Source organism: Mesorhizobium sp. M7A.F.Ca.CA.002.04.1.1, from assembly GCF_004022805.1.
Taxonomy (GTDB): domain Bacteria; phylum Pseudomonadota; class Alphaproteobacteria; order Rhizobiales; family Rhizobiaceae; genus Mesorhizobium; species Mesorhizobium ciceri.
Genome location: NZ_RZPL01001186.1, coordinates 1 through 816, shown reverse-complemented (window position 1 = coordinate 816; position 816 = coordinate 1). Strand labels below are relative to the sequence as shown.

Genomic DNA, 816 nt, shown 5'->3' with positions numbered 1-816 from the left:
GTCCGGGCGGCAGCGCTCCGCAATCTCGAAGACGGTTGTCGGCCCGGCCGCATCCAGAAGCTGGAAACCGGGGTGAACGACGACGGCAACGTGCCTGCGCATGGCAGTATTCGCCCGATTTATGTCATTTCGGACGAAACCTAACGCCGGTAGCCTCGTCGTCAAGCCATCTGGAGACCGGCAAAAGTCCTGGACGAAACGCTGCGCGCCATCGCTGCCCGCCATGGTGCCCGCACGGCAGACCTCGTCGCCATGCAACTCGAATATCCCCGGCCACGCGCATCGCCGTGACGTCGCGAAGTCGACGGGCATCTGGCCGGCTCGGGGGGACTTTTCACGGCAAGGGAGTGACTGATGAAAGCATTGATCGCCGGGGCCGGTATCGGCGGCCTCACCACTGCTCTGTTCCTGCATGAGGCAGGCATCGAGGTCGAACTTTTCGAGCGGGCCGACGACATCCGCGAACTTGGCGTCGGCATCAACATGCTGCCTCACGCTGTCAAGGCGCTGGCCGGGCTTGGGCTGATGCCGGCGCTCGACGCGGAGGGGGTGAGGACACGCGAGCTTGTCTACACCAACCGCTTCGGCCAGATCGTATGGCAGGAATTGCGGGGCATCGATGCCGGCTATGAGGTTCCGCAAATCAGCATTCATCGCGGCAGGCTGCTGGGGCTGATTCACCGGGCCGTGGTGAACAGGCTTGGCGGCGACGTCATCAGCACGGCAAGCCGTGTCGATGCCTTCGAGCAGAACGAGGGCGAGGTCGTGGCGCATTTCCGCCGGCATGACGGCTCGCGCGGCGAGGCCCATGGCGAC

Annotated in this window: 1 protein-coding gene and 1 pseudogene; both read left to right on the top strand. The window is 64.6% G+C overall.

Translation table 11 applies throughout. The features are described from left to right. Nucleotides 1–174: 174 nt before the first annotated feature. Nucleotides 175–291 (top strand): annotated as a pseudogene (locus ENZ75_RS35505) (transcriptional regulator); the annotation flags it as partial. Nucleotides 292–354: 63 nt separating this feature from the next. Next, nucleotides 355–816, top strand: a 462-nt coding sequence (locus ENZ75_RS33180) for an FAD-dependent monooxygenase (RefSeq protein ID WP_164888240.1), incomplete at its 3' end; no start/stop codon positions are given.